At 59.5% G+C, this 26,137-nt stretch carries 16 protein-coding genes; 11 read left to right on the top strand and 5 right to left on the bottom strand.

Annotated elements, in window-relative coordinates; translation table 11 throughout:
* Positions 1–23 precede the first annotated feature (23 nt).
* Positions 24–4,376 carry an SET domain-containing protein gene (locus BT204_RS23165; RefSeq protein WP_072448420.1) on the top strand — a complete coding sequence of 1,451 codons (4,353 nt, stop codon included), beginning with the start codon at positions 24–26 and terminating at the stop codon, positions 4,374–4,376.
* Positions 4,377–4,393: 17 nt separating this feature from the next.
* Here BT204_RS23165 and BT204_RS23160 read toward each other — a convergent pair whose 3' ends face one another.
* Both BT204_RS23160 and BT204_RS23155 read right to left on the bottom strand, forming a co-directional pair.
* A complete protein-coding gene (locus BT204_RS23160; protein ID WP_054897511.1) occupies positions 4,394–5,416 on the bottom strand; it encodes an acyltransferase family protein in 1,023 nt (340 codons plus the stop codon).
* 82 nt (positions 5,417–5,498) lie between these two features.
* Entirely contained in the window at positions 5,499–7,790 is a 2,292-nt protein-coding gene (locus BT204_RS23155; protein WP_072448418.1) for a fatty acid cis/trans isomerase, read from the bottom strand.
* Between the two features lie 167 nt (positions 7,791–7,957).
* Here BT204_RS23155 and metH point away from each other — a divergent pair, with 167 nt between their 5' ends.
* The 8 genes from metH (at position 7,958) to poxB (ending at position 22,843) form a co-directional block, all read left to right on the top strand.
* The gene (gene metH / locus BT204_RS23150) at positions 7,958–11,668 is read left to right on the top strand and encodes a methionine synthase (protein ID WP_072448416.1); all 3,711 of its coding nucleotides are present in this window, start codon (positions 7,958–7,960) and stop codon (positions 11,666–11,668) included.
* Positions 11,669–11,806: 138 nt separating this feature from the next.
* Positions 11,807–16,651 carry a dermonecrotic toxin domain-containing protein gene (locus BT204_RS23145; RefSeq protein ID WP_072448414.1) on the top strand — a complete coding sequence of 1,615 codons (4,845 nt, stop codon included), beginning with the start codon at positions 11,807–11,809 and terminating at the stop codon, positions 16,649–16,651.
* 52 nt (positions 16,652–16,703) lie between these two features.
* Positions 16,704–16,922 (top strand): DUF2970 domain-containing protein, encoded by a 219-nt coding sequence (locus BT204_RS23140; RefSeq protein WP_034126066.1) that lies wholly within the window; start codon positions 16,704–16,706, stop codon positions 16,920–16,922.
* Between the two features lie 43 nt (positions 16,923–16,965).
* A complete protein-coding gene (locus tag BT204_RS27945) occupies positions 16,966–17,271 on the top strand; it encodes a hypothetical protein (RefSeq protein WP_175550982.1) in 306 nt (101 codons plus the stop codon).
* 178 nt (positions 17,272–17,449) lie between these two features.
* Complete coding sequence (locus tag BT204_RS23135; protein WP_003190712.1) at positions 17,450–19,108, top strand: nitrite/sulfite reductase; 1,659 nt, start codon at positions 17,450–17,452, stop codon at positions 19,106–19,108.
* On the top strand, positions 19,092–19,586 hold the full coding sequence (locus BT204_RS23130; RefSeq protein WP_003190711.1) for a DUF934 domain-containing protein: 495 nt from the start codon (positions 19,092–19,094) through the stop codon (positions 19,584–19,586). Before BT204_RS23135 ends, BT204_RS23130 begins: the two co-directional genes overlap by 17 nt.
* Positions 19,587–19,807: 221 nt before the next feature.
* Positions 19,808–21,040: an NADH:flavin oxidoreductase/NADH oxidase family protein gene (locus BT204_RS23125; protein ID WP_058410574.1), complete on the top strand. Its 1,233-nt coding sequence runs from the start codon at positions 19,808–19,810 to the stop codon at positions 21,038–21,040.
* Positions 21,041–21,118: 78 nt separating this feature from the next.
* Positions 21,119–22,843, top strand: coding sequence for a ubiquinone-dependent pyruvate dehydrogenase (poxB, locus tag BT204_RS23120; RefSeq protein WP_054897504.1), 1,725 nt, complete (start codon positions 21,119–21,121; stop codon positions 22,841–22,843).
* Positions 22,844–22,966: 123 nt separating this feature from the next.
* On the opposite strand, the gene BT204_RS23115 is transcribed toward poxB, so the two are convergent.
* Positions 22,967–23,524: an NADPH-dependent FMN reductase gene (locus BT204_RS23115; protein WP_003190705.1), complete on the bottom strand. Its 558-nt coding sequence runs from the start codon at positions 23,522–23,524 to the stop codon at positions 22,967–22,969.
* A gap of 227 nt (positions 23,525–23,751) precedes the next feature.
* Between BT204_RS23115 and BT204_RS23110 the strand changes: the two genes are divergently transcribed.
* Positions 23,752–23,988 carry a hypothetical protein gene (locus BT204_RS23110; RefSeq protein WP_032874044.1) on the top strand — a complete coding sequence of 79 codons (237 nt, stop codon included), beginning with the start codon at positions 23,752–23,754 and terminating at the stop codon, positions 23,986–23,988.
* 49 nt (positions 23,989–24,037) lie between these two features.
* Here BT204_RS23110 and BT204_RS23105 read toward each other — a convergent pair whose 3' ends face one another.
* A complete protein-coding gene (locus BT204_RS23105; protein ID WP_014718262.1) occupies positions 24,038–24,376 on the bottom strand; it encodes a hypothetical protein in 339 nt (112 codons plus the stop codon).
* Positions 24,377–24,558: 182 nt separating this feature from the next.
* Here BT204_RS23105 and BT204_RS23100 point away from each other — a divergent pair, with 182 nt between their 5' ends.
* The gene (locus BT204_RS23100; RefSeq protein WP_072448413.1) at positions 24,559–25,467 is read left to right on the top strand and encodes a LysR substrate-binding domain-containing protein; all 909 of its coding nucleotides are present in this window, start codon (positions 24,559–24,561) and stop codon (positions 25,465–25,467) included.
* Positions 25,468–25,566: 99 nt separating this feature from the next.
* On the opposite strand, the gene BT204_RS23095 is transcribed toward BT204_RS23100, so the two are convergent.
* Positions 25,567–26,136: a GNAT family N-acetyltransferase gene (locus tag BT204_RS23095; RefSeq protein ID WP_054897500.1), complete on the bottom strand. Its 570-nt coding sequence runs from the start codon at positions 26,134–26,136 to the stop codon at positions 25,567–25,569.
* Between the last annotated feature and the right edge of the window lies 1 nt (position 26,137).

Here is a 26,137-nt window from a genome sequence, read left to right as displayed (position 1 = left end):
CGACTACGGATTGTGAGGATTGAATGAATAACGCGTTGCAGAGTTTCTATTTCAAGGGTTTGCCGGAACAGCAAGCGCATCTGGACCATCTGATTGATTTCGTGACGGCACAAAGCTCGCTGACGGCATCCGCCGCCGAGGTGTACTACTCCCCGCCGCACAACAGCGAACTGCATCGCGAATGCAAGGAAGCCTTTCGTGTCTTGGCAAAGCTGGAAGCCGATGAAGACTTTCAGCAGTTCCTGCGGGAAAAGCCCGAACCAGATGCTTCCATTCTCGGCCGGGACTTTCTTTACGACCTGCTCTCCACCATGCTCAGCAGCGTGCGCGCACCGATACCCGACCCTGCCGAGACGTTCAGCATCGCCGACCATTCGGTGATCCTGCGCCATATACCCACCTATTGGTACATCGACGCCGACGTGTTGCTGGATATCAACCGGCGTGTGGGTAACGGCCTTAAAAGTGATGGCTCGGTGCGGTTTGACCTGGCGCTCAAGTATTACTCGATTATCCCGGCACAGCCCAAAACCCGCGAACAGTGGAAAGCGGTTCTAGCTGGCTTGCAGGAACACCACACTCTGAGAAAACTCGGACACGAAGGCGACCTCAGCGATTTGCAGCACTTGCTGGATGCGCCTGCCGACCAGAAAATCAAAGAGGTTATCCGCCAGATCGAAACACAAACACGTCAATCGCTGTTCCGTCATGTATTGCCCGAAACATTTACCGCCTCACAACAGGACATGCTCACCACCACCCCCACCGTGCTGCTTGAGCAATTGCTCAATAGCCCCGATAACCTGGCGCTGGGCGAACGGATCGCCAAGGCCTTGGACTGGTATGGCAGCCAACAGGACGAAATCTGCCCAGACCCGGTACGGGTGAAATTACTGTGGCGCGCGCTGTGGCTGACGATCATCCCCAACCCCGACTCGCCGGTGGATAACGAATTGAAGTTATTCATCTCGCCGGGGGCATCTTATAGGACGATCCGCCAACACCTGATCAGCCGCTATCACCACGACTTGTCGATCAGCACTGACGCAGCGCTATTGGCCGTGTGCGTGATCAAGGCCAATGTCGCCAGTGAAGTGTGGGTGGCCGATATTCCCGATGACCTGCCCTACGCTGCAACCAGTACCTGGGTCAATTTCAGAAGCGGCTTTCTGCTGGCCGAAACGATTGCACCTGGTTCATCGCGCCACATGAGTTTCGAACAATTGCTCAACCTGGCGGCGGAACACTTTCGCGCCAGTGGCGATGACATCAAACAACAGGCACTGGTCGCAGCGGCCAAATTGGCCCCCACCGTGCAATGGGCACAGGCCAACGGCCTGATCGCCAACCGATCGTCGGGCCACTCCCGCGACGAGCTCACCCAGGCCGTCACTGCACTGGAGCAGCATGAATATGAGATGTTCAACGCGGTTCAGAACCTCAAACTCAAGCTGCCCAGCCGTTGGCGCTTTGCCTCGGACACGGAGTACGACAAAGCCTTTCACGAAGCCCTCCAGGTGCCGAGAAACGCCTATAAGACCTTAATCCAATCACTGCTTGCCCACCTGGGCAGCGCGACTCTGAATGTGGATCAGGACGAGATCACCGTGTATTCATTAAGAGAGGCCCTGAAAAAGGTGCCCATCGAATATGAAACCAAAGCCAAGACCGATGCCATTCGTTACCGGACAGGTTTTATCCTACGCATCGTCAAGACCCGCTCGCCCTTCCATGCCATTTACATCGAGGTATTCCCCTTCGCCGGTCTGCTGCGTCGACGTAAAGACCTGCAAAGCCTACCGCTAAACGGCAAAGTGGTAGAGCTACGCGACGCCATGAGCTGGGACAAGTACAGGCTGGCTACCGAAGTACCGTTTGATCAAGAGGCCTACCGCGAGAACAAAGCGCCCAGACCAGGCAAAAAAGCCGAGTTGATCGTTGAACAAGTCGGCGAGACACTGCCTGGCATCGACGCAGGGCCGCGCATCCAATCGTTCGCGCCCAACACGCTGTATGCGCCGCGTAGTGAAACCCTGGCGAGCATGATTGCCCGCGAGCTGTTTTTCTGCGACGAACAGGCCCTGCTGGAAAAAACCCGTAAAGACACGCGGGAAGTGGACATCCCCACTGAGGTACTCGAAGACTTGGCGTTCTGGGGCAAGATATTTGTGCCGTTCTGGGGCGGCATCGACGACATCGCTTCCGGCGATCCTCAGCGCATCAAATCCGGCGTCGCCAGCCTGTTCATCGACATCGTGGCTTTCGCGCTGCCGGTGGGGCGGTATGTGGCTGGCTCGACTCGCTTGCTCATCCAGGCGGGTAAAACCGGGCTACGCCTGGCATTGCCTAAACTGGCGAAACTGACCGGAAAACTGGTGATCGCCACACTCCAGGAACTCAACCCCCTGGCCGCCCTACCAAGCCTGCTCAGGCTCGCGCGCTTTGGTTTGCTCAAGCTGGGCCACAAACTGATGCGCCATGCACAACGGGGTATCGCCCAACTGCGAGATGGGGCGATCGCCGCAAGGCATATGCGCTCGGTCGACCCTGACAGCTGGAAGCCGCTGCAGGCGGGCGATCAACTGTTTACCGTGGACGGCTTCGCCAATGTCCCAATGCGCAACGTCGGCAGCCTCGAGGCGCCGGATTATCGCTTGATCGATACCGCGTCCAACCAAGCCTTCGGGCCGCGTTTTAGAGAACCGATCACGGTCATCAGCAACAGCAGCCCGTTGATCCGTCAGTACGCGGTTGACCCAGAGTTGATCAGAGGCCTCAAGCCCGACGCGCGCGGTATCTTCTCCCGGGCGGACTACAACCAGAAGTTCATCTGTAATGTCGATGACAAGGGCAAAATCGCGGTGTACCAGATCCGCGACAACTCCTATGGGTTCATTCAGGAGGCCGCCACGAGCGCCGACAACAGCTTTTCTATCGTGCTGGTCAATCCGAGGACCAACCGGGATTTGTCGATCACGCTGTCGTCGGTGGAACCCGGTCATTGGTATTCAGGCCCGATCAAGCTCACGGGCGGCGCGCCGGATGCGCCAAGCGTTGTAACGCCCTCAGTGCTGTTGAAATGGACCGAAGCCAGTGAAGACGCCCTGAAAAAAACCATGGACAAGTTCGTCAGCACTTACAACCTGGACCCCAGCGCCTTTCGGCAGTTCGTCAACAGCCGCAACACCCTGACACCTCGGGGGCTAAAGATGCTAGACCGCGCGGGAACCGCCCGCACCAGCGTCACTTACGAGCATATGGAGCACTGGAGCAAGGCGTCCCAGCGCGAGCGCAACAACCTCACCCTTGAGGGCTTCGCCGCCGACCATAACCTGGACCCGGTGGCCCTTGCCGAGCATGTAAACCTTGATGGCACCTATAGAGCGGCAGGCAAGGTACTGGCCAAATACGCCAGGGGTGAACAATTCGACGACCTGAAACCCGAACACCTGCAAGAGTGGAACAAGCACTACAACGCCCCCAATTCAAGGGTGTCCATGCACGCATTTGTCGAGCAGAACAACCTCAATCCGGTTATCTGGAGCAACTACGTCAATGACAATGGCAGCATGACCCGCGCCGGTAGAGAAAGGTGGCTGTTCGGACAAAGAAGCCCGCTGGACGAGCCTGTGGCCAGGAAGCGGCCTGCGCCGCCCACCGCAAGCAGCTCAAAACGTCCGCGCCTGGAGGACGACACCGCAACCACGCGGCGCCGATCCACTTCAATCACCGCGTCTTTTGATCATAAAATCAACAATAATGCGCCAATTCTGCAAGACCCCAACGACGTCAGGCGCAGCTTGACCCTTGAACTTGAAGGTCCGTTGCAAAACATAGAGATCACCGACGCCAACCAGTTTTTTGACGAGTTCACAGGGCTGCAACACGTCGAAGTCAAAGAGGCTGCAACCAAGAGTATCCGCGACTGGATCTCTAAAGAAGGCAACCATCATCGCAGACTCGATCGACTGCTGGAGGTCAGGAAACTGGCCGAGGGCCCGGAGCGTGGCCTGTCGGTGGTGGCCCGAACCGATATAAAACGTTTTGATGTCATTGGGCCGTACACCGGCAAGGTGCACTTGAATCAAGCCTCGCTCAATACCGAGATACTGGAAAAAGGTGAAGCGGCCGTCGGCACGTACTTATTCCAAACCCACACTCATGGCGCGACTATCAGCGGCCACGGTAACAGCAATACGCTGAGCCTGATCAATGCGGTCAAGGTGCCCAACCTGCCCGACGTTGGCATCGAAAATGTCGGCGCCCTGTACGTAGGCAAATACATGGTGTTTATAGTCGCTTGGCGGGACATCCCTGCCGGGACCGAGTTGCTGATGGACTATGGGAAAGCCTACTGGAAGTACGTGAGGCCCTGAGCCGCCAAACAGCAGTCCTAATGCTTTTGCCTTATGGGTAACGCATCATCAATGCCAAACCAATGTTTGAGCCTGCGATGCGTAGCCTGCTCCAACACTTGATAACTGGCCAAGGCGCCCAGCGCAATGACGGCGATGCACACCGGTATCATTGCGTAGGGGTCTATTGCCCTGTGTTCGATGGCCCAGCGCCCAGCACACAGCACCAGTACGTGAAGCAGATAGACCGAGTAGGAGCAGTCCCCCAGCAGTTTTATCAAGCGCGAACCATGGAAGTAAGGCTCCAGCGCCACACAACTGATCACTAACACGGCGCTGGGCACTCCCCATTCCAATACTCGGGGTACATCCGCGCCGTGGTAAATCGCTGCCAATGCCGCGACGACACCCAGCAACGCCAGCCAAGGCCTGGCTCGGCACAGACCGCGGCGGTAAAGTATGCCGATTGCCATGCCCATGAGAAATTCCAGAGCAATGTCATTACGGTAAAACCCATCGGCCAAGTCAAAGGCGGGGCCAATGACGTAGCACAGCAGATACAGCAGTACCGCCACCACCCAGAGCCTATAGGCTTCACGCACCAGCAGCGCAACAGCAAACAGGCAGTAGAACAGCATCTCGAAATTCAGTGTCCAGCCCACATCCAGCAGTGGATACACGCCGTAGCCCGCCGGGTTTTGCGCGGGAATAAAGAGCATCGACAGGAGCGCATGACCCAGTTCTAGCTGAACGTCTGGAAACATCCAGGGCATGACCGTGACCAGCACAGCCAAAAGCACGGTATAGAACCAGTACGCCGGAGCAATCCTGGCCACGCGCATCAGCATGAAGCGCCAGGGCGTGAGCGCTTTATCGGCGCTCGCGAGGAAAATCACCAAGCCACTGATGACGAAGAATACGTCCACCCCGGCGCCGCCCTTTTCGACCAACAGGTCCTCGAAGGCGTTGTGGGCCTCGAAGTTGAAAAACAGCTGCATGACATGGTGACCCACCACCACCCATGCAGCCAACGCGCGCAACAACTGCACTGAAATCAGCATCGGCCTACCCCTTTCCAATCTGTAGGTAAATATCCGACTGCTTCAGCCCCACATGGAGAAATGACCGGATCAATGCACTTCGTTATAGGTTCTCATAGCGGTTCATGTCCAATACACCCTCTTCCACCGGCGTGGTTTCGCGGATGTACTGCGACAAGTCGTGGAAATACTGCCAGAACAACGGATGGCTGCGCCGCACACCCCAGCGGTCGACGATTTTTTCGAAGCTCTTGGCGTCCTTGGCCTGCTCCATCTGCGCGACAAACTCAGGCACTTGCCGAGCCGGGATATTGAACATGAAGTTCGGGTAGCTGCTGAGCACGCCAGGGTAAATGGTCACAGTGTCCAGGCCCGGCTGATAGCGATACGCCTCTCCCAGCAGGAACGCCACGTTACTGTGGGCACGGTTGCGCAGCAGGCTGTAGACCTCGCGCTTGCCACTGGCCGTGTCGATGCGCAGCATCGTGGCTTCGGGCAATTGCTCGATCACCTTGAGCCCCGCGGCCGGCCGCGAGGTCAGGCGGCTCAGCGCTTGTTCGGCATCCTGCAAGGCCGGGTCGATGCCGTCGCGGGAGCAGAACGCGCCGCTGCAGCGGTTGATCGGGTCGGGGCTGGCGTTCAAATGGCCGTAGCGGGTCAGTAACTGGTTGGCGAAGTCACGCTTGGGGTCTTTTTCGCTCAGGTGCAAACCACTGGCCTTGTCATCGTCAATCGCTTCGTAGTCCAGCCACAGCTTGAGCTTGCCGCTGTTCTGGTACCAGTCGTCCATGAAGTCTTCGCGGGTGTCGGCGGGCATCAGGCGCAGGAAGTTCTGCTCGGCACCGTTGCGGATCAGGTCGAAATACAGGCGGGTCTGGGCCTGGTGCGAGACGTTGCCAAACACATCGAAATTCACCGCCAACTGGTAATAGGTGCGTTCCAGCAGTGGGTAGTCGAACAGCCACATCGTCTGCGGAACCTCGCCAATCAGGCCCTTGGTCACCGAGGCGCTGTCGAAATGGCGGAAAATGCTCAACAAGGCATTGTCATTGCCCGCCCACAATGTCGACCAGCTCGGCGCCGGCAGGTCTGCATAGTTGTCACGGCGCAAGGCTTCGTACTGGTTGCGCTTGTCGCGATAGGCCAGCCACAGGCTCAGCACACTGCCCACGTCGTCATTCTGCCCGGGCATGGCCAGCAACGGCGTGGCCTGGCCGCGATAACGCGCATCGGTGACGTACAGATCGTGGTCGGGGTCCTGGAACAGCGTCCAGAAGTTATCGCGGATCACGTCCGTGGCGATCTGCCCACGGCACACCGGCCCGCGAATGAAAGTACGCACGAAGTACTCAGCGTTATCGAGCATGAATTGGTAGCGCGCTTTAGCCGGGATGGCTTCGAATGTCGCGAACGGGTTGGCGCGGCTGCCGGGGCCGTAGCCTGGCAAGGCCGTGACCTGCCAGTCGCCTGCGTAGAACAACGCCTTGATCCGCGCCATCCTCGCCGCGCTGAAGGGGTAAGTGATGTGGGTTTTATGCACGATCACGCCCTGCACCGGCCACAGGCGGTAGTACACCTGGGTGCCGGGGTCGTCGTTGGGGCGACGGGTGGCGATCAGGTCAATCGGCTGGCCACTGGGCGTACGCGAACGCACCCACTGGAAATAATGCCCCGGCTCGCCGTTCTCGAAATAGATATGCGCCAGGAACAAATGCTCGAACAGCCAGCGCGCCACCAGGCTTTCCCGGGCGCCCGGCTGGTTGAACAGGTTTTCCCACTGTTGCACTTGCAACGCTTCCCTGGCGCTCGGCGCCAGGCCCTGCTCGTCAATCGGCGCGCCGGAGGCCAGCCAGCGTTGCAAAGTCTGGTACTGCTGATCGGTCAGGCCGGTGACCGCCAGCGGCATGCCTTCCTTGGGGTGAGCGCCGGCATAGGCATTGAACTCGCCGGGCGTTGCGCACATATTTTCGCGGTTGAGCCCCAGCACAATGTTGTCGGGCAGCTTGGCATTGGGCGCCAGCGGCGCGTTGTGCCCCAGCTCCAGCATGCGCGCCATCAGCGCAGCCTGGCTGCCCTGGGCGTCCAGCACCGAATAGAAGCCCTTCTGCTGCCACGCCTGCTTACCGAATGCGTCATAAAACAACCGCGTAGTTGGCGTGGCCTGGCTGCGCTCGCCGTCATACACCGGCATTTTGCTTGCCCCGCGTGCGGCGCCCTCGGCGCTCCCGAGGTTGAGCTGGCAGGCGGAGTCGTAGCAGGCGTGGCAGGCCACGCATTTCTCGGTGAAGATCGGTTGGATATCGCGGGTATAGGAAATCGCCGAAGCGGGACCCTCTGCCTGCGCAGTACTGGCTATCAAGGCCAGGACGGCGCTGACGATCAAACGAAGTGACATGTATCGGGTCCCGATTCAAGGCGTGCGGTCTGTGAAATGGCGGTGATTCTACCGGGCCATGACCGCCAGCAACATGAGCGATATTCATGCACAACCCGGACATGCTCCAAATCGGCACAGGTTTGCTATGATTCACGCCCTCCGTAATGCCTGACCAGAGTAGTCCCATGCCCGATCGTAGCGCTCGCCTGCAAGCCCTTCACCAAGCCCTCAAGGAACGTATCCTGATCCTGGACGGTGGCATGGGCACGATGATCCAGAGCTATAAGCTCGAGGAGCAGGACTACCGTGGCAAACGCTTCGCCGATTGGCCAAGCGACGTCAAGGGCAACAACGACCTGCTGGTGCTGACCCGCCCGGACGTGATCGGCGGCATTGAAAAAGCCTACCTGGACGCCGGCGCCGACATTCTTGAAACCAACACCTTCAACGCCACGCGTATCTCCATGGCCGACTACGGCATGGAAGAACTGGCCTATGAACTGAACGTGGAAGGCGCACGCCTGGCGCGCAAGGTGGCCGACGCCAAAACCCACGAGAACCCGGCCAAGCCGCGTTTTGTCGCCGGTGTACTGGGCCCGACCAGCCGTACCTGCTCGCTGTCGCCGGATGTGAACAACCCCGGCTACCGCAACGTGACCTTCGATGAGCTGGTGGAAAACTACACCGAAGCCACCAAGGGCCTGATCGAAGGCGGCGCCGACCTGATCCTGATCGAAACCATCTTCGACACCCTTAACGCCAAGGCCGCGATTTTCGCCGTGCAAGGGGTGTTCGAGGAACTGGGCGTGGAACTGCCGATCATGATCTCCGGCACCATCACCGACGCGTCCGGCCGTACCCTGTCGGGCCAGACCACCGAAGCGTTCTGGAACTCCGTGGCGCACGCCAAGCCGATCTCGGTCGGTTTGAACTGTGCCCTGGGGGCCAGCGAGCTGCGCCCCTACCTGGAAGAGTTGTCGAACAAGGCCAACACCCACGTTTCGGCGCACCCCAACGCCGGTCTGCCCAACGAATTCGGCGAGTACGACGAACTGCCGTCAGAAACCGCCAAGGTCATCGAAGAATTCGCCCAAAGCGGCTTCCTGAACATCGTCGGCGGTTGCTGCGGCACCACGCCTGGGCATATCGAAGCCATCGCCAAGGCTGTGGCCGGTTACGCGCCGCGCTCGATCCCGGATATTCCCAAGGCTTGCCGCCTGTCGGGCCTGGAGCCTTTCACCATCGACCGCAGTTCGTTGTTCGTCAACGTCGGCGAACGTACCAACATCACGGGCTCGGCCAAGTTCGCCCGCCTGATCCGCGAAGACAACTACACCGAAGCCCTGGAAGTCGCCCTGCAGCAGGTGGAAGCCGGCGCCCAGGTGATCGACATCAACATGGACGAAGGCATGTTGGATTCGAAGAAGGCCATGGTGACCTTCCTCAATCTGATCGCCGGCGAGCCGGACATCTCCCGCGTACCGATCATGATCGACTCCTCCAAGTGGGAAGTGATCGAAGCGGGCCTCAAGTGCATCCAGGGCAAGGGGATCGTCAACTCCATCAGCATGAAGGAAGGCGTAGAGCAGTTCATTCACCACGCCAAGCTGTGCAAGCGCTACGGCGCGGCAGTGGTGGTGATGGCGTTCGACGAAGCCGGCCAGGCCGACACCGAAGCGCGCAAAAAAGAAATCTGCAAGCGCTCCTACGACATCCTGGTCAATGAAGTGGGCTTCCCGCCGGAAGACATCATCTTCGACCCGAACATCTTCGCGGTCGCCACCGGCATCGAAGAACACAACAACTACGCCGTCGACTTCATCAACGCCTGTGCCTATATCCGCGACGAACTGCCGTATGCGCTGACCTCCGGTGGCGTGTCCAACGTGTCGTTCTCGTTCCGCGGCAACAACCCGGTGCGCGAAGCGATCCACTCGGTGTTCCTGCTGCATGCGATCCGTGCGGGCCTGACCATGGGTATCGTCAACGCCGGCCAGTTGGAGATCTACGACCAGATCCCCGCCGAGCTGCGTGACGCCGTCGAAGACGTAGTACTCAACCGCACACCCGAGGGCACCGACGCCCTGCTGGCGATTGCCGACAAGTACAAGGGCGACGGCAGCGTCAAGGAAGCCGAGACCGAGGAATGGCGCGGCTGGGAGGTCAACAAGCGCCTGGAACATGCGCTGGTCAAGGGCATCACCACGCACATCGTCGAAGACACCGAAGAGTCGCGCCTGTCGTTCGCACGCCCGATCGAAGTGATCGAAGGCCCGTTGATGTCGGGCATGAACATCGTTGGCGACCTGTTTGGCGCCGGCAAGATGTTCCTGCCCCAGGTAGTGAAATCCGCCCGGGTGATGAAGCAGGCGGTGGCGCACTTGATTCCGTTCATCGAGCTGGAAAAAGGCGACAAACCCGAAGCCAAGGGCAAGATCCTGATGGCCACGGTCAAGGGCGACGTGCATGACATCGGCAAGAACATTGTCGGCGTGGTGCTGGGTTGCAACGGCTATGACATTGTCGACCTGGGCGTGATGGTGCCGGCGGAGAAGATCCTGCAGGTGGCCAAGGAGCAGAAATGCGACATCATTGGCCTGTCCGGCCTGATCACGCCGTCCCTGGATGAAATGGTGCATGTGGCCCGCGAGATGCAGCGCCAGGATTTCCACCTGCCGCTGATGATCGGTGGCGCCACCACCTCCAAGGCGCATACGGCGGTGAAGATCGAGCCCAAGTACAGCAATGACGCGGTGATCTACGTCACCGACGCCTCCCGCGCCGTGGGCGTGGCCACCCAGTTGTTGTCCAAGGAATTGAAGGCCGGTTTCGTCGAGAAGACCCGCCTGGAATACATCGACGTACGTGAGCGCACCTCCAACCGCAGTGCGCGCACCGAGCGCCTGAGCTATCCGGCGGCAATCGCCAAGAAGCCGCAGTTCGACTGGAGCAGCTACACCCCGGTGGTGCCAACCTTTACCGGCGCCAGGGTACTGGACAATATCGACCTCAACGTCCTGGCCGAGTACATCGACTGGACGCCGTTCTTCATCTCCTGGGACCTGGCCGGCAAGTTCCCGCGCATCCTCACCGATGAGGTGGTAGGTGAAGCGGCTACCGCGCTGTATGCCGATGCCCGGGAAATGCTCAAGAAGTTGATCGACGAGAAACTCATCAGCGCCCGGGCGGTGTTCGGTTTCTGGCCGACCAACCAAGTGCAGGATGACGACCTGGAAGTCTACGGCGACGACGGCCAGCCTATTGCCAGGCTGCACCACCTGCGCCAGCAGATCATCAAGACCGACGGCAAACCGAACTTCTCCCTCGCCGACTTCGTCGCCCCCAAGGACAGCGGCGTGACCGATTACATCGGTGGGTTCATCACCACCGCCGGCATCGGTGCCGAGGAAGTGGCCAAGGCTTACCAGGACGCGGGCGATGACTACAACTCGATCATGGTCAAGGCCCTCGCCGACCGCCTGGCCGAAGCCTGCGCCGAATGGCTGCACCAGCAAGTGCGTAAAGAACACTGGGGCTACGCCAAGGACGAGCAACTGGACAACGAGGCGCTGATCAAGGAGCAATACAGCGGCATACGCCCTGCCCCCGGCTACCCGGCGTGCCCGGATCACACCGAAAAAGCCCAGCTGTTCCAACTGCTCGACCCCGAAGCCCGCGAAATGCACGCTGGTCGCAGCGGCGTGTTCCTCACCGAGCACTACGCAATGTTCCCGGCGGCAGCGGTCAGCGGCTGGTATTTTGCCCACCCACAGGCGCAGTACTTCGCCGTGGGCAAGGTCGACAAGGATCAGGTCACCAGCTACACGGCACGCAAAGGCCAGGACCTGAGCGTGACGGAGCGTTGGCTGGCGCCGAATCTGGGCTACGACAACTGAGGTAACGCTGCTACTGGCTGCGGTAACCGTTTACCGCACCTACGATGACTCAATGCGATTTCCTGTGTCGGACCGATTCTCGGTCCGCTGAACCGGCAGCTCAGCACAACCGGTTTTATACAGGAAACGCATGTCATCATGACCGAACCCAATACTCCCTCGTCAAACTCAGCCTTTCGCCAACTGCCCGCCCAGGCAGTGCATGAGCGCTTCGCTACGCGGCCGGCGCTGTATTCCGTCGTCTTCAAGGCATTGCGCAGCCGGATGCTGGAGCACTACCCGTCGCTGAACCTCGACTGGCTTGCGGTCAAACTTGCCAGCCCTCAGCCCAATGGCGAATACACCTACCCCGCACTCATGGAGGTGGCTGTCGCCCATGTACTGAACCCACAGTTACTTGACCTGCGCGCCGTACGCGAGCGTCCGTACTTCCTCACGACACAGCCCCCCGCCGCGCTCAAGACCGGGGATGGCCAGCCGCTCGACATGCAGGTGGTCGCCCAGATTCTTGACGAATTTCCCGCGTCCCTTTACTTGTACATGCAACACGATCTGGCCGACTACTGGAGCCAGGTCGACAATCATGGCAACAGCCGCTGGCAGTGGCTTGCAGAGTTTCTCAATGGTCAGATGATTGCCACTGCGGCCAGCCAGTCACCGCTGAGCGACGTGCAGCGCGATATGCTGGCGGTAGTCGCCGCCTGGCCAGCGCAACGTGAGCGCCTGCCCCGTTCCTCACCCGCCACCTATGTATATTTCATAGAGAGCACACTCACCCGCCTCGGCAAGACGGTGCGGGTATTGACCCCGGACCTGTTATTGGTACGCGATAAACAGGTGTTGCTCTACAGCGTAGCCGGCGCAATCCAGGCGTTTGATTCGCTGGAGGCGTTCAGCCAGGCCTGGGGGAGCAGGATGCAACGCGAGTTTCAGTTCGACAGCCTCACTTGGCAACGCAACGAAACTGCCGCCAACGTGTTTGAACAACAGGCCGGGCTGATCCTCAACCAACAACTCGAAGACCTGGCAGCCCTATCGTTCCAGGGGCAAGACGAAAAAGAACTTGATCAACGCCTGGACATGATCACCAACCCGGCCAGGTATTTTACCGACATCAAGTTGCCCGACACCGAGCGCCTTGGCACTGTGAGCCAGCAACTGCCGCAATGGCTCAAGCAAGCCGAGCCCGCGGATCGTTTCGCCTATCACCGCCACTTGCAGGATATGGCGCATGTTCTGCAAAAAAACCAGGGGCGATCGTTCAACGAGGGTATTGAAAACATCCACACATTCAGCCGCAGCGCATTGCGCAAGCAGATGCAAGCCGATCACGGCGATTTCGACCCTGATGCGGTGCTGTTGGACTTTGCCGTAGCGGCAGGTTATCCGGGCGGCGCGGGAATCATCGAGCACGTGCGCATGTCGCTGACGGAGCTGGCCCTGAAGAATCTGGCCGGCAAGCCCAAAGGTACGTTGAAGCTGTCTTCCACAACAGCCACGCCACTGCCTGGCTGGTTGAATGAAGACTATCTGATGGGCAGCAACGGCCTGATCCAGCGCGTCGATATCGGCACCACCTACCCTAATGCCCTCAAAGATCTGTTGCTGTCCGATACCGTCGAGGCGCGTCGCCGCGAGTTGCTGTTTACTCGCGAACTGAAGGCTCATCTGCCGATGCAGGCGCTGGAATTCAAGGTCCGCCAGCAGCATGGCATGACCGTGACGGGTTATCAGTATGTCAAGGCGCTCATGGGAGAAACGCCTTCGCTCAGACTCGTCAACGATCAGGAAATCGTCCTGCGCCCCCTGGCGTTGTGCCGTAAAGCCGGGGCCACGCCGGACGAAGTGAATAATATGTTTATCATTGAGCCTCGCGACTCCCAGGTCGGCCCACACTTGCTGTACCGACCGCTGTACGCCGAGTCCCTCAACGAATACCCCACGCGCCAGGCGCTGCTGGAGGCCATCGCCGAACCGGGTGCGTTGCAGGACAGCGTGCTGACCTGGCTGTCGGACAAGGCGCGCCCCATCTATGCACACGGCGGCATCAAAGAGCCGCACCTCATCCGTTTCTTGCCCGGCGACGAGTTCAACCGACCCGAGAAACCAGCGCCCGCGACCCTGGCCGTCGATGACGGCGCCGGTGAATGGCTCCAGTCCCAGCTCAACGGCCAACTGCCCAACCATCTGTTTGGCAGCACCGCACGGGCACTGGTCGACCTGGCGGACCGCGAGTCGATCTCCAACACCGAAAGCCGATGGGCCATTGTGATGGAGGGTGCCTGGCTGTTGTTCAATACACTGCTGCTGCCCTTGGTACAGGGCCCAGCCATGTTGGCCGGCTGGTTCCTGGTGCTGGTTGCCAGCCTGGAGCAGGACTTGGCGGGCCTGGACAGCAACGATCCCACCACCCGCGAGTTGGCGCTGATTGATCTGCTGCTCAATACTGCGATGGTGTTGCTGCATGGCGCATCGCCTTCTGCCAAACCGTTGTCGCCACCGAGTGCAACCGACAGCGCGTTGCGCCTTGAAACCTGGCGCCGTGCACCAGGCCTGCCGCCACCACAGGATGCGCCAGTGATACGTTCTGGCGCAGTGTCATTGCCGGGAGAACCCCCGGCATCAGGTCACACCGCCCTGGACTTCATTCGCTCGCTGGCAAGCCCACACGCAAGCGAACGACTGAGGGCGATGCTGGACATCAATGTGCCATGGCCTGAACCCTTGCCGACTGCGCAAGGCAGCGGCCCGCTCAAAGGCCTTTACCGCATAAATGGCACCTCGCACGCCAGCCTCGGCGGGTTGCTGTTCCAGGTCAATGTGGTGCCGGGATTCAACGAGGTCTATCTGGTACACCCGCAATATCCGCAACACCCCGGTTTCAAGCTGATAAGCGACCACCAGGGGCACTGGCGCCTGGACACTCACGCCAGGCTGGAGGGCGGAATGCCCCGGGAACGCTTGAGTAAATGGCAGAAGGAACGTGCCGAAAAACTGGGTGTATTAAAGGCCGAATTGCAAGCACTGAATGCCGAAATATTCTCGCTGATACCCACTTCGCTTTCGCTACAAAGCACTCTGAACGCAGCCCGTGCCCAACTTGTTGAACAAAGCAAAAGCCTGCGCAAGGATTGGTTATTGCTGGCCAGTTCCGCGAACATACCGAAGTTGCACGCAGAAGTTCTTATCCGTCATGAGAAACGGCGCGTCGCGGCGGCCCAAGCCAGGACGCAGTGGAATATCGCCCTCGATAACTTCCAGCAGTACGGCCGCGAGGTAATGACGCTGATGAAAAAAGTCGAAGCCAAGACCAGCGAACTGATGGCTGTCGACAGGACTGACCCCACTTATGTAAGGGAGCGAAACAGGGCAAGCAAAAGCAATTTTGACTTCTGGGCAGGCATCTACGAATCGGTGTCGCAAAAAATGGCAGACGCCCTGGAAACCGATCGTGGCGAAACCGACGCTGAACTCAGCGCCCGCGCATCACGGGAGCTGCCGCAAAACATCAGCGGCGCCTACGACGACTACATCATCACCAAAAAACGCCAGCTTGCCGCGCTTACGGAAATGGTCGAGCCCGCTGAAAAGATCGAGACGTTACTCAAAGAGGCAGACCCGGCCCTGCGCCAGATACTCTTGCAAGGCAAGCCCTCTGATCAAAACATCCGCTCGGTCGCGATCAAACAGCACGCCCTGCTGGTGTTCATGGACTTGGTGTTCAATCGCATGAATGACTCGCGCAACCCAACGGAATTTCCATTCGTACGCGAGCTGACCGACAAGAGAACCGCAACCAGCTTGATGGCGCATACGGAAATGCTCACCACTACCGGCTATTCGGCCCGAGAGCAGATAGACGTCCTCAAGGACGTTCTGGAGCGATATGAGCAATTGGAAAACGCTGTCACGTCGCTGGCTGAAATGAATTCCGGCTTCATTCGCGAGGAGCATCGCCAACCGTTTCTGGACTATCTGGCTTATGCCCGCACCAGCCTTGAGGCGCAGTTGGCCAATTTGATTCTGGTGGAAGAAGGCTTCGCGCCACTGCCAACGCCCGAGCGCATCACACGGCAGAAAGCACCGAACCGAAGAGTGATCAAGACCCGTGACCGCAGGACCCTGGTGGGTGAAGTGCGCCCTACCCAGCGCGACACACCGGGTAACTTCGTCGATATCAAGGACCCGCTCACCGGAAAAACCCTCGCCACCTACCTTGAACACCCCGGCGAAGGTGTATGGAACGTGGTTGAAGAGGTCGGGCCCTCAGCGCCCGCGCCGACGGCAATCAAGCGTTCGCTGAAGACCATAGAAGCACAGGCGCAAACCGTCAGGGACGAGCGCACCGGCATTGACAGCAGCATCGCCTTCCAACAACGAAAGTTACGCGACCCGGGCCGACTGGAAAGCCTCGATCCCCTTGAGTGGGATGTGATACTGACCCAGCACGCAGCGAAGTTCACAACCCTTGCCGAAGAACTCCAGCGCGATCACGCCAACGATCCCGGCGCTCGCACGTTGATCGATCAGTACCGCAGCCTGGCGGCCGAGGCAACGCAACAGGCACGTGAGCGTTGCAGCGAAGGGTACAAGTTGCAACGCCCCAAAGCCTCCCACGTCGATTACTTGTGGAAACACGGTTTTGTCGATATCAACCTGGTGAAGAGCCGCGTGCCGTTGAAGGCCGGTGACTTTCTCACCGAGTATGCAGTACGCGATAAAAGCAAAATCAGGGCGGGTATAAAGGGAAAGGACAATGTTTTGTGGTACGCGCATTTTCATTATTCGGCCGTCGATCAAGCGCCCTCCCAACCTGATTTCGGTCACCTTAAAACCCCGAGTGAACAGCGATATACGCGCCGGGAACTGATTGAACAGGCGCGTGCCGACAACCGCGCCGTGGTCAACCTGGAGAAAGCCGAGATCAAGCCACCGCTTGATCAGCGGCTATTCCTGGGGTTGGAGGTACTGGCTTCCAAATGAGCCTCGACAGACTGTCTATACTCTGCATGAGAACCTTGTTGACGAGGGGTTTATGGACGATCCAATCGATGACAAACCACCGACCTTCCGGCAGATGCTGCACAGCGTGACGGCCGCCGCGTTCGGTGTGCAAAGCGGCAAGAATCGCGCCCGCGATTTCACCCATGGCAAACCCAGCCACTTTGTGATCCTGGGAGTTGCGTTCACGGTGGTGTTTGCCTTGACGCTGTTTGGCATCGTCAAGCTGGTGCTGTACCTGGCCGGTGTTTAACGCCGCCGCCGATGCAGACTGAACGCATAAACAGGACGCCGGTTTGCCAACGACCGCCAGCGCACGGCATCCACCGGCGCTGGCGGCGCTGACAAATGCAGGCGCTCAGATGAACCTTGAATATCGACCGCCATCATCTTGGCTACTCGACAACCAATCGCTGCTCAATCAACGGTTTTATTACTGGTGGCTGACCCAAAATACAGCGGTGCCAACCACGAGAATAATCAGAAACAAAATGGCCCAGGCATCAACGGTACTATCAGGTTTACGGGCTTTGGTGGAATTACTCATCGCATCGCCTCTTGTCGATTTTATAGGTGACTGCACTAAGACTCGTCCACAGTAAAGACCAGTCTTGCCCCCATGACAAATGTGGGTATCGCGATAACTGTTCTCATTAGTCAGTTTGGTTATGTGCATATACCCAAACATCACTTTTGCGCATATACGCAAACTGGTATCGTGCGCCGGCTCCGTTGGGAGTGCGCGGCCGTGCGCGCAGATTTGCCGAGAACAGGACCTATATGTACGTATACGACGAATACGATCAGCGCATCATCGAGGACCGCGTCAAGCAGTTCCGTGATCAGACCCGACGCTACTTAGCAGGTGAACTGAGCGAAGAAGAGTTCCGCCCTCTGCGCCTGCAAAATGGCCTTTACGTTCAGCGCTTTGCGCCGATGCTGAGGGTGGCCGTGCCCTATGGCCAACTGACGTCGCGCCAGACGCGAATGATGGCCAAGATCGCCCGCGACTTCGACAAAGGCTATGCCCATATCAGCACCCGCCAGAACGTGCAGTTCAACTGGCCGGCCCTGGAAGATGTGCCGGATATCCTGGCTGAACTGGCTACCGTGCAGATGCACGCCATTCAGACCAGCGGTAACTGCCTGCGCAACGTGACCACCGACCAATTTGCCGGCGTCGCTGCCGACGAGTTGATCGACCCACGGCCGTGGTGCGAAATCGTGCGCCAGTGGACTACCTTCCACCCTGAGTTCGCCTACCTGCCACGCAAGTTCAAGATCGCCATCAATGGCTCGACCTCGGACCGCGCCGCCATCGAAGTCCACGATATCGGCCTGGAGCCGGTGTACAACGCTGCAGGCGAGCTGGGCTTCCGTGTGCTGGTGGGTGGCGGCCTTGGTCGTACGCCGGTGGTCGGTGCGTTCATCAACGAGTTCCTGCCGTGGCAGGACCTGTTGAGCTACCTCGACGCCATCCTGCGGGTCTACAACCGCTATGGCCGTCGCGACAACAAGTACAAGGCCCGGATCAAGATCCTGGTCAAGGCGCTGACCCCTGAGGTGTTTGCCCAGAAAGTCGATGCCGAAATGGAACATCTGCGCGGCGGCCAGACCACCCTGACCGAAGCCGAAGTGCACCGCGTCGCCAAGCACTTCGTCGACCCTGAGTACAAGGCCCTGAGCAATCAGGACGCCGAGTTGGCCGCACTCGACCAGCAACACCCAGGCTTCGCCCGCTGGCGCACGCGCAATACGCTGGCGCACAAGAAGCCGGGCTACGTGGCAGTGACCCTGTCGCTCAAGCCCACCGGCGTTGCACCTGGCGACATCACCGACAAGCAACTGGACGCGGTCGCCGACCTGGCCGAGCGCTACAGCTTCGGCCAACTGCGCACCTCCCACGAGCAGAACATCATTCTTGCGGACGTTGAACAGAGCCAACTGTTCACCCTGTGGGGCGAACTGCGCGAAGGCGGCTTTGCTACGCCGAACATCGGCCTGCTGACCGATATCATCTGCTGCCCGGGCGGCGACTTCTGCTCCCTGGCCAACGCCAAGTCGATCCCGATTGCGGAGTCGATCCAACGCCGTTTCGACGACCTGGATTACCTGTTCGATATCGGCGAGCTGGACCTGAACATCTCCGGTTGCATGAACGCTTGTGGTCACCACCACGTCGGCCACATCGGCATCCTGGGCGTGGACAAGAAAGGCGAAGAATTCTACCAAGTGTCCCTGGGTGGCAGCGCCAGCCGCGATGCGAGCCTGGGCAAGATCCTCGGCCCATCCTTCGCCCAGGAAGCCATGCCGGAGGTGATCGGCAAGCTGATCGACGTGTATATCGAACAGCGTACCGAAGATGAGCGCTTCATCGACACCTACCAGCGCATCGGCATCGACCTGTTCAAGGAGCGTGTCTATGCAGCGAATCATTAAGAACAACGCAGTCGTCGACGAAACCTGGCACCTGCTGCCCAAGGACGCGAGCTTCGACGGCATCTCCAACTGCGACGACCTGATCGTGCCGCTGGCCCTGTGGCGCGAGCACGGCCACGCCCTCAAGGCCCGCGACGGCGGTTTGGGTGTATGGCTGGACGCCGATGAAGAAGCCGAAGAAATCGGTGATGACGTGCAGCATTTTCAGGTCATCGCCCTGAACTTCCCGGCCTTCACCGACGGGCGCAACTACTCCAACGCCCGCCTGCTGCGTGACCGTTATGGCTACAAGGGTGAACTGCGGGCCATTGGCGACGTGCTGCGTGACCAGTTGTTCTACCTGCACCGCTGCGGGTTCGATGCCTTCGCCTTGCGCGCGGACAAAGACCCGTACGAAGCGCTGGAAAGTCTCAAGGATTTCTCGGTGACCTATCAAGCGGCCACCGATGAACCACTGCCGCTGTTCCGCCGCCGCTGACACCTTGTCCCTGTAGGAGCGAGCTTGCTCGCGAAAAACCTGAACGATAACGCAGGTCGCCTGGCTGTAGCGGCGCCCTCCCGTTCTTCGCGAGCAAGAACTGGGCGTCCCCCTCGTTCCTACAGTTCCGTCGCCCGTTAATCCTTCGTGATCGACTCCCGCTTGACATTAAAGTTAACTTTAAGCTTAGCCTGAGACCTCCCCTGCTCAGGAGTTAACCCATGTCACCGTTCGAATCGCTGCAACTGCCCAACGGCCAAGTCATCGCCAACCGCATCGCCAAGGCCGCGATGGAAGAGAATATGGCGGACCTGCATCAGGCACCGTCCAAAGCATTGAAGCAGCTATACAAGACCTGGGCCGACGGCGAGCCCGGCTTACTGTTGACCGGTAACGTGATGATCGACCGCCGCGCCATGACCGGCCCTGGCGGTGTCGCGCTGGAAAACGAGCAACACCTGGCCAGTTTTCGTGAATGGGCCGACGTAGCCCGGGCCAAAGGTGTGCACTTCTGGGTACAGCTCAGCCATCCGGGACGCCAGACCATGGCCAACCTCGGTCAACAAGCGTTGGCACCCTCGGCTATTGCGCTGGATGTGGGCAGTTTTTCCAAGATGTTCGCCAAACCCAAGGCCATGACCGAAGACGACATCCAGGACGTCATCAAGCGCTTCGCCACCAGCGCCCGCCTGGCCGAGCAAGCCGGGTTCACCGGGGTGCAGATCCACGGCGCCCATGGCTATTTGTTGAGTCAGTTCCTCTCGCCCTTGAGCAACCACCGCACCGACCGCTGGGGCGGCCCCTTGGAAAACCGCGCACGCCTGCTGCTGGAGGTCGTCCGTGCCGTACGTGCCAGCGTCAGCCCTTCATTTTGTGTGTCGGTGAAGCTCAATTCCGCAGACTTCCAGCGCGGCGGCTTCGATGAGACCGATGCACGCGCTGTAGTGGAAATGCTCAATACACTGCCGATCGATTTGCTTGAGTTGTCCGGCGGCAGCTATGAAGCGCCGGCCATGCAAGGTGAAGCGCGGGACGGCCGCACCTTGGCCCGTGAAGCCTACTTTTTGGATTTCGCCACGCAAATGGCGAGCATCGCCACCATGCCACTGATGGTGACCGGAGGTATTCGCCGCTTGCCGGTGGTCCAGCAAGTATTGGACAGCGGCATCGCCATGGCCGGCATCGCCACCGCCCTGACCCTGGAGCCGCAACTGATCAAACAGTGGCGTGAAGGTCGCGACCTCAACCCACAACTGCGGCCCATGGAATGGAAGCGCAAACCGCTGGCCGCCCTCGCCACCCTCGCCGTGGTGCGCGACCAGATGCGTCGCCTGAGCCGCGGCCGTCTGCCCAACCCCAACGTTGCGCCCTGGCTGGCATTGGCCTGTGACCAGTGGTTTATCGCGCGGCGTACGCGGCAGTATCGCGCGAGCATGACGCAATCTTCACATTAATGGCGGAGCATTCGCCGTGATTGAACTGTCCCCTACTGATCAGCAGTTTTTCAACCTCACTCACGATTGGAGTTCCTCATGGCGAAAATCAACCTGGCCCAGCAGTTGGCGACCACCCTGGAACAAGCGGGTATCAAGCGTATCTGGGGGCTCACCGGCGACAGCCTCAATGGCCTGACCGACGCCCTGCGCAGCATGGACAGCATCGAGTGGATGCATGTGCGCCACGAGGAGGTCGCCGCCTTCGCTGCCGGTGCCGAAGCGGCGGCCACCGGCGAGTTGACGGTGTGCGCCGGCAGTTGCGGGCCGGGTAACCTGCATTTGATCAATGGTTTGTTCGATTGCCATCGCAACCATGTGCCGGTGCTGGCGATTGCCGCGCAAATTCCGTCCTCGGAGGTTGGCCTGAATTACTTTCAGGAAACCCATCCCCAGGAGCTGTTCAAGGAATGCAGCCACTTTATCGAGCTGGTGAGCAACCCCGAGCAGATGCCTCAGGTGCTGCACCGTGCCATGCGTTCGGCGATCCTCAACCGAGGCGTGGCGGTGGTGGTGATTCCGGGGGATGTGTCGCTGTTGGAGGTGGAAGATAAGCTCAAGCCGTGGCCGGCCTTGCACGCACCGCGCACCGTGCCGATTGAGCAGGACTTGCAGCGCCTCACCGACATGCTCCAGAGCAGCGAGAAAGTCACCCTGCTGTGTGGCAGCGGCTGTGCCGGTGCCCACGATCAAGTGGTGGCGCTGGCCGACGCCCTCGGCGCGCCGGTGGTGCACGCACTGCGGGGCAAGGAGCACGTGGAGTGGGATAACCCGTTCGACGTCGGCATGACCGGCCTGATCGGTTTCAGCTCCGGCTACCACGCCATGCTCGATTGCGACACCTTGGTCATGCTCGGCACCGACTTCCCTTATCGCCAGTTCTACCCGACCGACGCCAGGATCATCCAGGTGGACCGCAACCCCCAAGCCCTGGGGCGCCGTGCGACCCTGGACCTGGGCATCGCCGCCGACGTCAGTGAAACCATCGACGCGCTGTTGCCGCGCCTGACCCGCAAGACCGATCGCAGCTTCCTCGAAACCTCCCTCAAGCACTACGAAAAAGCCCGCCAAGGCCTGGATGACCTGGCGCAACCGTCCAAGGCCGGCCGGCCAATCCATCCCCAGTATGTGGCGCGCTTGCTCAGCGAACTGGCCGATGATGATGCGATCTTTACCGCCGATGTCGGCTCACCCACCGTGTGGGCGGCGCGTTATCTGAAGATGAACGGCAAGCGCCGGCTGATCGGCTCGTTCAACCATGGCTCGATGGCCAACGCCATGCCTCAGGCTATCGGCGCCCAGGCGGCGTTCCCTGGACGGCAGGTGATCTCGATGTCCGGGGACGGTGGTTTCACCATGTTGATGGGGGATTTCATTTCCCTGGCGCAACTGCAATTGCCGGTCAAACTCGTGGTGTTCAACAATTCGTCCCTGGGCTTTGTCGCCATGGAGATGAAGGCTGCGGGTTACCTGGACACCGGCACCGAGCTGAAAAACCCGGACTTCGCGGCCATGTCCAATGCCATGGGCATTTTGGGCATACGTGTGGAGCAATCCGAAGACCTGGAACCGGCACTGCGCCGAGCCCTGGCCCACGATGGCCCGGTGTTGGTGGATGTGGTGACCGCCACTCAGGAACTGGTGATGCCGCCGAGCATCAAGCTGGAACAGGCCAAGGGGTTCAGCCTGTACATGCTCAAGGCGGTGATGAGCGGGCGTGGCGATGAGGTTATCGAACTGGCACGCACCAACTGGTTGCGATAACCCCCTACTGTAGGAGCGAGCTTGCTCGCGAAGATCGCTAACGGTAACGCTGACATCCTGAATGAACGCGTTGTCGTCGAGTTTTTCGCGAGCAAGCTCGCTCCTACAGGTGCCGGGCTAATTTCAGCCTTTCTGCTTTTCTACCCACTTGCCGTAGGCATCGATGAATGCCTGCAGGAACGGCTTGGTCTTGTCCGACACCTTCCCCGCCTCATCGAACACACTGCCTGCCCCGCCCAGATAGGCTTCCGGCTGTTGCATGCACCACACATCCAGGAACACCAGGGACTGGCGCAAATGGTGGTTGGCGCCAAAGCCGCCAATGGCACCCGGCGACACGCTGATGATCGCCCCCGGCTTGCCACTCCAGGCGCTCTGCCCGTATGGGCGCGAGCCCACGTCAATGGCATTTTTCAAGGCCGCCGGCACGGAGCGGTTGTATTCGGGGGTGACGAACAGCACCGCGTCGGATGAACTCACTTGTTTGCGGAAAGTACTGTAGGCTGCGGGCGGTGTTGCACCGTCGATGTCCTCGTTGTAGAGCGGCAAGTCGCCGATTTCAACAATGTTCAACTTGAGATTGGCAGGGGCCAGTTCGGCCAGGGCCAGGGCGACCTTGCGGTTGATCGACTCTTTTCTCAAGCTGCCCACCAGGACGGCAATCGTGTAGACCTTGCTCATTGAGGTTTCCCGACTTCTGAATAAAGGAGCTTGTAGTTATAGAGGCTTCGCGACGCGTTCACCAGAGGGTTGTGCGGATTCCCTCGCCGTTTTCCGTGCAAGCACTTGCGTAGGAAGCGTCTGAAAATATCAGCGAATAGTATTTTTTTCTTATAGGTAAACTACCCCGCTCCCTGACGGTCTACAGAACCGCAAATCGAGTGTTTATCTCCAGAGGTTCTAAACAGATGGCTGCAGTACTTGTTGGACAGTTTCATGCCAGAGACGCGGAAGGCCGCGTTTATTCGGTGCATGAGTTTCAAGAATCCAACCCGGCGCAAGGCGACCTGGCCGGATCGACGCCCACCACGACCTACAAGCTGGCCATTGGCGACCGTGTAGAAAAGCTGGAAGGTGATGAATTCAAACTGATCCAGTCGGGCACCATTCTCGTGCGCGAGTCCGAAACCACTCTGGCATCGTAAGCGCTTGCCTTGTTCACCTGCTCAGTCCTGGCGGCTGGGCTGGGGACGTTCATGGGCGGCGGATCTGCGTCACCTCTATGCCCTGCTCGTCTTGCTTGAGCGTCACCAGCACCTGGCCGTGCTCCCCTTGCACGGTAAACATCGAGCGCTTGTAACCTGCCGCATTGTACGCGGGGTACGCCTCCACTTCCCTGACCAGTGTGATCCCCACGACTGCGCCCACCTGCTCGCCCACCTGTTGCTGCGAGCGAATAAAGGCCTCCAGTGCGAGATTGTCCGGCGTCGGTTCATCCTGATGATTGAAGAAGTAAGCCGCCAGGCCTCCCACGGTCACCAGGACCACGAGTTGCTTGGCCGTTACCCCGAAGAACGTCGAGGGTAGAGGCATATGAGACCAGACCTGTTTTTTATTTTAAGTACCGGGAAACCGGCAGGGGTCGTTGCTGATCGGACCCGCCATTCTAATGGGTCCTGGCTGAGCGCCATAGGCCGGGACGACCCCGGCAGTCTTTTTTGCGCACGAAGGCCTGCGCCATTGAATCCCCTGCGCACTGCACATAGACTCCGGCCATGCGTTTACGTCATATCGAAGTGATTCAGGCCATCTTGCAGACCGGCCACCTCGGCACCGCCGCCGAGTGGTTGCAACTCCCCGTGGGCGAAGTAGACGCCACTCTCAAGGATGCTGAGCAGCAATTGGGCTTCATGCTGTTCGCCAGCGTGCGCGGGCGTTTGCAGGCCACCCGGGAAACCCTGGAATTGCAGGCACAAATCACTGCTCTGTATGAAGCCCTGGAGCCGTTGCAACGCCTTGCCAGCCGCTTGAAACACCATCATGCGCCGCCCCTGCGCGCGCTGTGCACGCCGCCGTTGGCCAACCAACTGTTGCCCCAGAGCATTGCTGCACTGCGTCGACGCTTCCAGGACATGCCGTGCAACCTGTCGAGCCAGCCAGTTGGCGAGATCATCAACAGCCTGCTGTTGCATGAAGCCGATGTGGGCCTGAGCCTGCATGACCCAGAACATCCCCATATCCAGAGCACGGTGCTGGCCCAAGGCAAATTGCAGTTGCTGGCCCCCCATGGCTGGCTAAAGCCCAAGCAAAAATACATTGCGCTGCAGGAGTTGGCCGGCCAGTCCCTGATCGGCCTTGAAGGCCATGACCCGCTCAGCCGCTTGCTGGATGCCAAGCTGCACGCCCTGCGGCCGCTGCCCGTGGTGCAGACGCGGGTGCAAACCTACCCGATGATGCGCGGGTTGGTGGAGGCCGGAGAAGGCCTGGCGATTGTCGACCCGTTCACTGCCTTGGGTGCACGAGAGTCCGGGCTTGATGCGTGCCCGGTGTCACCACCGATAGTGGTCAGCCTGTATGCGTTGACCTTGAAAGACGCTGCGCCCTCCCCGGCATTGAATGCGCTGCTGGAAATCGTCATCCAGAAAGCCGAAAGCCTGCTTGGCAACGACACCAAGTCCCCGTAGGAGCGAGCTTGCTCGCGAAGAACGTGAACGATCACACGCTCATCCTGATGCAACGCGGCGCCTTGGCGTTTTTCGCGAGCAAGCTCGTTCCTACAGGGGTCAGACAGCCTCCACCTGCGCCTTGAACAACCGATACCAGAAAATCGCGACCTCGCGGGTTTGCGGGTCAATCCCGCGATAACGCAGGTGATCGATGCCGCCCATTACATAGCCACAACGCTCATACAGGCGACAGGCGCCGAGGTTGTTGTTCTGGGTCTCAAGCATCATGCCCGGCAGGTTCTTCTTGCGAGCCCAGAACTGCGCCACGTCCAACAACGACTTGGCCACGCCATGTCGGCGCGCCGGCAACGCCACAGCCAACTCGTCAACATGGGCGAAACCGTTCCAGTTGGTGCTGACCACGATATGCCCCACTGCGCGGTCATCCAGGTACGCCATGAAGATCGAGCTGTCGGCGGCATCACGGAAACTGGCGAACTCTTCCGGGTCGATGCCATAGCACTTGCGGTACGGCAGCACTTTTTCCACCGGCCATTGTTCGACGCGCTGGCCCATTTGCGGCACCCCATAGGCACTGACTTCAAAGCTGAAATCATTGCCCCACACATAGGCATCAAAACCTTCGTCGGCGACTCGCACACTGAGCCCTGGATACTTCGGGTTCATT

It is taken from the genome of Pseudomonas sp. NFPP02, from assembly GCF_900119355.1.
In the GTDB taxonomy this organism is placed as follows: domain Bacteria; phylum Pseudomonadota; class Gammaproteobacteria; order Pseudomonadales; family Pseudomonadaceae; genus Aquipseudomonas; species Aquipseudomonas paracarnis.
The sequence above is the reverse complement of the archived record's forward strand: the minus strand, read 5'-3'. Positions and strand labels throughout refer to the sequence as shown.

Bases quoted from the DNA above. Each gene is read 5' to 3' on its own strand.
- BT204_RS23155 (WP_072448418.1), bottom strand. From the start codon at position 7,790: ATGTCACTTCGTTTGATCGTCAGCGCCGTCCTGGCCTTGATAGCCAGT.
- BT204_RS23105 (WP_014718262.1), bottom strand. From the start codon at position 24,376: ATGCCTCTACCCTCGACGTTCTTCGGGGTAACGGCCAAGCAACTCGTG.
- BT204_RS23110 (WP_032874044.1), top strand. From the start codon at position 23,752: ATGGCTGCAGTACTTGTTGGACAGTTTCATGCCAGAGACGCGGAAGGC.
- BT204_RS23165 (WP_072448420.1), top strand. From the start codon at position 24: ATGAATAACGCGTTGCAGAGTTTCTATTTCAAGGGTTTGCCGGAACAG.
- BT204_RS23145 (WP_072448414.1), top strand. From the start codon at position 11,807: ATGACCGAACCCAATACTCCCTCGTCAAACTCAGCCTTTCGCCAACTG.
- BT204_RS23140 (WP_034126066.1), top strand. From the start codon at position 16,704: ATGGACGATCCAATCGATGACAAACCACCGACCTTCCGGCAGATGCTG.
- poxB (WP_054897504.1), top strand. From the start codon at position 21,119: ATGGCGAAAATCAACCTGGCCCAGCAGTTGGCGACCACCCTGGAACAA.
- BT204_RS23130 (WP_003190711.1), top strand. From the start codon at position 19,092: ATGCAGCGAATCATTAAGAACAACGCAGTCGTCGACGAAACCTGGCAC.
- BT204_RS23160 (WP_054897511.1), bottom strand. From the start codon at position 5,416: ATGCTGATTTCAGTGCAGTTGTTGCGCGCGTTGGCTGCATGGGTGGTG.
- BT204_RS23095 (WP_054897500.1), bottom strand. From the start codon at position 26,136: ATGAACCCGAAGTATCCAGGGCTCAGTGTGCGAGTCGCCGACGAAGGT.
- BT204_RS23115 (WP_003190705.1), bottom strand. From the start codon at position 23,524: ATGAGCAAGGTCTACACGATTGCCGTCCTGGTGGGCAGCTTGAGAAAA.
- BT204_RS23125 (WP_058410574.1), top strand. From the start codon at position 19,808: ATGTCACCGTTCGAATCGCTGCAACTGCCCAACGGCCAAGTCATCGCC.
- BT204_RS23100 (WP_072448413.1), top strand. From the start codon at position 24,559: ATGCGTTTACGTCATATCGAAGTGATTCAGGCCATCTTGCAGACCGGC.
- metH (WP_072448416.1), top strand. From the start codon at position 7,958: ATGCCCGATCGTAGCGCTCGCCTGCAAGCCCTTCACCAAGCCCTCAAG.
- BT204_RS23135 (WP_003190712.1), top strand. From the start codon at position 17,450: ATGTACGTATACGACGAATACGATCAGCGCATCATCGAGGACCGCGTC.